Annotated in this window: 5 protein-coding genes and 1 pseudogene; 5 read left to right on the top strand and 1 reads right to left on the bottom strand. The window is 62.7% G+C overall.

From position 1 onward, the window contains the following. Both EOA75_RS27130 and EOA75_RS27125 read left to right on the top strand, forming a co-directional pair. On the top strand, positions 1-1,139 hold a 1,139-nt coding region (locus EOA75_RS27130; RefSeq protein ID WP_348628683.1), incomplete at its 5' end, for a cellulase family glycosylhydrolase. Between the two features lie 66 nt (positions 1,140-1,205). After that, positions 1,206-2,723, top strand: coding sequence for a hypothetical protein (locus tag EOA75_RS27125; protein WP_127215206.1), 1,518 nt, complete (start codon positions 1,206-1,208; stop codon positions 2,721-2,723). Between the two features lie 41 nt (positions 2,724-2,764). Here the strand turns inward: EOA75_RS27125 and EOA75_RS27120 are convergent, their stop codons facing one another. Beyond that, positions 2,765-3,649, bottom strand: coding sequence for a hypothetical protein (locus tag EOA75_RS27120; protein WP_245466750.1), 885 nt, complete (start codon positions 3,647-3,649; stop codon positions 2,765-2,767). Positions 3,650-4,160: 511 nt separating this feature from the next. Here EOA75_RS27120 and EOA75_RS27115 point away from each other — a divergent pair. From EOA75_RS27115 to EOA75_RS27105, 3 genes and pseudogenes are all read left to right on the top strand, one after another. Further along, positions 4,161-4,715 carry a MaoC family dehydratase gene (locus EOA75_RS27115; protein WP_127215205.1) on the top strand — a complete coding sequence of 185 codons (555 nt, stop codon included), beginning with the start codon at positions 4,161-4,163 and terminating at the stop codon, positions 4,713-4,715. Further along, the gene (locus EOA75_RS27110) at positions 4,712-5,869 is read left to right on the top strand and encodes a CaiB/BaiF CoA-transferase family protein (protein ID WP_127215204.1); all 1,158 of its coding nucleotides are present in this window, start codon (positions 4,712-4,714) and stop codon (positions 5,867-5,869) included. The genes EOA75_RS27115 and EOA75_RS27110 overlap by 4 nt, the downstream gene beginning before the upstream one ends. 14 nt (positions 5,870-5,883) lie before the next feature. Continuing rightward, positions 5,884-6,120: pseudogene (locus EOA75_RS27105) on the top strand (carbohydrate ABC transporter substrate-binding protein); the annotation flags it as partial.

The following is a 6,120-nucleotide window of genomic DNA, read 5'->3' as shown; positions in this document are numbered from 1 at the left end:
GCCCGGGGCTAGACCGTGGAGGCGGTGCATCGATGACATCGCCGCCCAAGGTGTCGAGGCGACAGGCGCTGGCCTTTGCCGCCGGAGCCGTTGTCGCCGTCTCCCCTCCGCCGCAATCCGCTGCGCTCGCGACGGCCGGCCAAGTTCCGTCGCGCGGCTTCAACCTTCCCGGATGGCTCGACCGAAACGATGGGCTTGCTCCCGCCACGGCCACGCTTGAGAAGCTGCGGCAATCAGGCTTCGAAACGATCCGGCTGCCGGTCAACAGCGATCTCGTCTCCAGCGGCGACCCGGCAACGCTTCGCCGCATCCAGAACGGGATCAGGGATCTTGTCGGGCTGGGCTTTTCGGTCCTCCTCGACATGCATCCTTCTGGCGAGCTCGTAGCGGCTTTTCGAAACGATCCCGAGGCGGCTGCAGGAAGAGTGCTTCAGGCCTGGACGGCGTTGCGTGCCGTCGTTGCCGATCTGCCTGCGGAGTGGGTCTATCCCGAGCTGCTGAACGAGCCACCGATGGAACGGAGCGCCTGGCTGGCGCTGCGGGAACGGATCGCCGCGGCGCTGCGGGCGAAATGTCCGCGCCACACGCTGGTCTGGGGACCGGCACGGTTTCAGGGCATCTGGGAAATCGCCGACACGCCGCCGCTCGCCGACGACAACCAGATTGCCGCCGTTCACTATTACGCCCCCTTGGCCTTCACCCACCAGTGCGAGACCTGGGATGCCTCGCCGCTCGCCCGCATCGCGGACCTGCCCTTTCCCGCAAGCAAGGGAATGGCCCAGGTGAGCCGGCTTATCTCCAAACTGCGGTCGGCCGGCGACGAAGAAGCCGCCAACCTCGTTGAAGAGGAATTGTCGGCGCCTTGGACGGCCGCGCGGATCGGCTCCGATTTTGCCGATCTGGCGCGCTGGTCCACCACCAACGGCTGCCCGGTCATGCTGAACGAATTCGGTGTGCTCAACTTCTGCGTGGATGCCGAAAGCCGCGCCTCCTGGGTGCGCGCCGTGCGCAAGGCGGCTGAAGCGAACCATGTGGCATGGACCTATTGGGAGCTCGATCAGGGCTTCGGCTTCATCAGGAGCAGGCAGAGCGTCGAGGGCTTCGACGGCTCGATGATTGCCGCGCTCCTTGGAGGTTAGGCCGGAAATGGACGACAGGCGCCATCTACGCTTGCTGGGACAAGTGACGAGCGGAGCGGATCAGCGATGAGCACGACGCAGGTCTCTTCGCCCGTCAGACTGGGTTTGCCGGGCAGGGATACGCCCGAAACCTTGCTGCATGTCGGCACGGCCTTGCTTGTCGTTGCGCTCGCCGTCTCCGCATTTGCCGTGTGGACGCCGTTCGGGATTGCCGCAACATTCGTGCTGACGCTGATCGTTTCGAACGCGATGCCGGCGGGCGTTCCGGTGCTGATCATCTGCGCCTTTCTCTTTCAGAACCTCGTGGTCGCCTGGTTCACCCCCTACATTCCCGACAACGACACGTTCGACGCGCTGCGCGGCACCAACTTCATCATCCTGATGACAGCGTTCGGCATTTTCCTGGCCGCCTCATTTCAGTACCGCGTCCGCGCGCTGACCGAGTTGCGCCCGTGGCTGCTGCTGAGCATGGTCCTGTGCGGAACGATTTGTTTCTATTTCGCTCTCGGCGTCGTGCATGGCGACCCCAAGGACGCGGTCGTCTATTTCCGCAACACGATCACGCCGCTCGCCTGCTTCCACGTCGTGGTCCTCGCCGCCAGCCTTTATCCCGTCGATCTGCGCAAGAGCATGCTGTGGCTCGGCGCCGGCGCGATCGTCTATGGCTATGCGGAACTGACCTTCACCATGGATTTCCTCGGACTGTTCCACGGCGACCAATATGTCGAGCGCAGCATCTCGCGGCAGGTCGAGACCGGCGTGTGGGAAAAAACGCTTCAGGAAACCGGTTTCGTTTACCGTGGGATCGAAGACGTGATGACCACGACCTTCTTCAACACGCCCCTGTTCAACGACATCCTGCCAAGCGTCTTCCGCATCGGCGGCCCGAACTTCCATCCGATCAGCTATGCTTACGCCTTAAGCATCATTTCGGCCTGGCTGCTCTTCAAAGGACGATGGGTGCTGCCTCTCGCGGCTCTGCCGCTGCTGCTCGTCATCGGCTCCAAGGGCGCGACCTTCATGCTTTTCGTCGCAATTGCCGTGCGGCTGATCTACAGTCCTTCCCGCGCCGGTCTGGCGCTCATGGGCGCGATGGCCCTGGCCGTGGTCTGGACGACGGCGGCGATCGGATATGGCGCCACCCATGGCGACTATCACGTCCTCGGTCTGATTGCCGGCATGCGCGATTTCCTGGCCGATCCGCTCGGCCAGGGCTTGGGTCTCGGCGGCAACCTGTCGAGCACCAGCATCAATCTCAACTGGCAAACCGCCCAGGCCGAAGGCGCCGCCTCCGTGCCGGTCGAGAGCGCGGTCGGTGTCATGCTTTACCAGATGGGCGTGGGGAGCCTCGTCTTCTTCGGCTTCCTGGCGGCGCTGGCCGTGGCATTGCGACGGCAGCTTATCCAGACCGGCGACCCGGATTTCCTGTTCGGCTTTGTCGGCATCGTCACCATTTCGGCCAATGCCGTATTACAGGAGGAGGCTTTCTACTCCCCTCTTGCCCTCGCCTTCTGTCTGCTGCTCGTGGGCGTCTCGCTGGGAACACGCTGGCGCATGGCGGCAAGAGCCGAAGCGGCGGACTGACTTCGGATCGGCTGGGCTCCAGACCGGCTTCACGATTTCGTTCAGGAACCGAACAGCACCATTTCGGTGAACGTCAGGTCTCCCGGAGAAGGCGATTTCGGACCCTTGAAATACTTGATCCCCTTGTTCGGAAAATACCTGCCGGACAGACCGGGAACCGGGCCCATCGCATCGACGAGGCAAAGCAGCTGTCCGCGCCGCAGGAGGAAGCGGCCCACGACCCCGGCGCACCTGACCAGATCCGCGTGGGATCGGCAGTAGACGACCTGGCAGCACGACACGAGCCCATGCAATATCCGGCGCGGCTTCAGCACAAGCGGCAACGCCAGACCGTCGCAGACGCAGATCAGCGAAAGACAGCCCAACGCGGCGTGCTCGAGCAATATGCATCTTTCGTTGTCGGTGAGTTCAGCCATTTCGGCGAGGTCCGCATGGGCTTCCAACACCCGGTCCGGACGCGGCATACCATTCAGAATGGGCAAGAAGGCGATCTGTCCGCCGGAAAACAGGCGAAAACCGAAGGCTTTGTTGAGCCTCACTGTCCCGGGCGATGGAGAAATATTGGTGTAGACCACATCCTTGCGCAGGATAACCGTCGCGATCATCCGGCTGGCATAGGGCCGGAATTCCGCGTCCACGGACCAGCTCGAGAGATTGCAGCGGATTTCATCGCCTTCCAGGCTTCTGTGCTTGGCATAGAGCGTAAGCACCGCGCCGACGATCCGGCCCGACTTCTCCAGGACGAACCCATATCGCGGAAAATCGACGACCGCTGGCCGCTGCGCCAGGCGGGTCAGCGCTTCTATCCAATAGCTCCTGCTGCGCTCCGGAAACCCCCGGTGCAGGCAATCCGCCACGCCTCCCCAATCCCTCTCGTCGAAGGGCCGGCAACCGATACCGGGAGGGAATGCGCCGAGAACCGCCATAATCGACTCAAGAAAAAGGCACCAAATATGTCGAGGTCCGGGTTATCCTGACGATCGATTACTAACGAATTACACCGCTATCGAAGCTAATTTTATTGGCCGGATTTGACGGGATCGTGCAGTGCTCCTCCGCCTACAACTGATCGTCGCATTACCCTTAGGCGGTTTACAATTGTAGAATTGACCAAAACAATCATTGGTTTTGTATGATTCGGGCCGGTGGCGGTCCTTCCTGGCAGAAGCGCTCGCCATCCCGGCCGGCACAGCGGCGTTCGCCGTGACCCGGAAGTCCGCTGGCAACTGCCGGAAGTAGCCGCGCCTGGCGCTGTGCCTGCTGCATCCAAGGCAACTCCGAGTTCGATCGTGCAGGCAAAATTTCACCTGACCGGCTTGTGCGCAAATCTCATATGTGAATATAGTATTCACAAAAGAAGATTTGGAGGATCGATCGCGTCCGACTCCGGCTTGCCGGAGCGGTGCGGCCATTCTCCCGGAGCGGACGAACAGCGCAATGACCAGCTTCCCGCCCACCGTCGGCGTCGCTTCGACCTGCCCTGCCGACATGCCGCCCGATCACGCCTTGCTGCCGGTATGGAATGCCGAAAACTGGTTCTATGAAGATTGGCCAATCGGCCAGAAAATCCGCTCGCTCCGGCGCACTATGGCCGAAGGCGACAGCCATCTCTTCAACACCCTGGTGCTCGACATCCACCCTTATGTGCAGGACCAGATGTTCGCCGAGCGCGAAGGTATCTTCGGCAAGCGCCTCGTGGCGGGCGCGTTCGTTTTCTCGGCCGGGCTCGGTCTAGTCGCCACCAACTGCGTCAATGCCTTTTCCTACGGCTATGACAAGCTCCGCTTCATAAAGCCGGTCTTCATCGGCGACACCATCTATTCGATCCGCACCAACATGGAAAAGAAGCCCCGCTACAAGGAAATGGGGCTGATCCGCGCCAGCTATGAAGTGTTCAAGGGCGAAGGCGAGCTGGTGCTCTACTGCGAGCATCTGCAGACGGTGAAATACAAGGACCCGGCCGACTTCGCCGGCAAGACGGAGAAGCAATGATGGCCGCCGACCTGCCGCTGTCCGGCCTTGTCGTCGTCGACATGAGCCAGTTCCTGTCGGGACCTTACTGCTCGCTGAGGCTCCTCGACCTCGGTGCCCGCGTCATCAAGATCGAGCGGCCCGATGGTGGCGACCTGTCGCGCCGGCTCTATCTCAGCGACACCGAGATCGGTGGTGATTCCACCATCTTCCACGCCATCAACCGTGCCAAGGAAAGCTTTGCGGTCGATCTGAAGAACGAGGACGACCTTAAAGCGCTGCGCGGGCTGCTCGCCAAGGCCGACGTGCTGATCCAGAACTTCCGGCCCGGCGTCATCGAGCGGCTCGGCCTCGATTACGAGCATGTGCGGACGCTCAATCCGCGCCTGGTCTACGCCTCGATCAGCGGCTATGGCGAGGAAGGCCCGTGGGTAAAGCGTCCGGGTCAGGACCTGCTTGCCCAGGCGCGCTCCGGCGTCATGTGGCTGAACGGCGACGAAGATCAGGGTCCGGTGCCGTTCGGCCTGGCAATCGCCGACATGCTGGCCGGCGCCGCCTGTGCGCAAGGCATCCTTGCAGCACTGGTCCGGCGCGGCACCACCGGCGCGGGCGGCCATATCGAGACCAGCCTCTTCGAAGCGCTGATCGACCTCCAGTTCGAGGTGCTGACGACGCATCTCAATGACGGCCGGCGGCTGCCGCGCCGTTCGTCGTTCCATAGCGCCCACGCCTATCTGGCGGCGCCCTACGGAGTCTATCCGGCCAAGGACGGCTTCCTGGCGATCGCCATGACGCCGATCCCGAAGCTCGCCGACCTGCTCGAGATCGAGGCGCTGGCGCCCTATCGCGACCAGCCGGCGACCTGGTTCACGGCGCGCGACGAGATCAAGGCGATCATCGCGCAGCGCATCGCGCAGAAGTCGGTCGACGAATGGCTGGCGATCCTCGAGCCCGCCGACATCTGGTGCGCGAAGGTGCTGAACTGGAAAGAGGTGCTGGAAAGCGACGGCTTCAAGGCGCTCGACCTGCTGCAGACCGTGACGCGCGAGGACGGTGTTTCGATCGACACCACCCGGTCACCGCTCAGGATCGACGGCATGCGTGCCAAAGTCGAGCATGCGGCGCCGCGCGTCGGCGAGCACAGCGCAAAAATCCGCAAGGAGTTCGGCCTGTGACGACACTCAAGGGCATGACCTGGAACCATCCGCGCGGCTATGATCCGATGGTCGCCTGCTCCCGGCTTTGGCGGGAAAAGACCGGAGTCTCTATCGAGTGGGAGAAGCGCTCGCTGCAGGACTTCGAGTCCTTCTCTGTCGAAGAACTCGCCCGCGCCTACGACCTGATCGTCATCGATCATCCGCATGTCGGCCAGATCACCGCCGAGAAGTGCCTGGCCCCGCTCGACGCGCCCGGCCGCGAGGCGGAG

The sequence above is a fragment of the Mesorhizobium sp. M1A.F.Ca.IN.022.07.1.1 genome (genome assembly GCF_003997575.1).
Classification (GTDB): domain Bacteria; phylum Pseudomonadota; class Alphaproteobacteria; order Rhizobiales; family Rhizobiaceae; genus Mesorhizobium.
This window is presented reverse-complemented; position numbering and strand designations above follow the sequence as displayed.

Bases quoted from the DNA above. Each gene is read 5' to 3' on its own strand.
- EOA75_RS27115 (WP_127215205.1), top strand. From the start codon at position 4,161: ATGACCAGCTTCCCGCCCACCGTCGGCGTCGCTTCGACCTGCCCTGCC.
- EOA75_RS27120 (WP_245466750.1), bottom strand. From the start codon at position 3,649: ATGGCGGTTCTCGGCGCATTCCCTCCCGGTATCGGTTGCCGGCCCTTC.
- EOA75_RS27110 (WP_127215204.1), top strand. From the start codon at position 4,712: ATGATGGCCGCCGACCTGCCGCTGTCCGGCCTTGTCGTCGTCGACATG.
- EOA75_RS27125 (WP_127215206.1), top strand. From the start codon at position 1,206: ATGAGCACGACGCAGGTCTCTTCGCCCGTCAGACTGGGTTTGCCGGGC.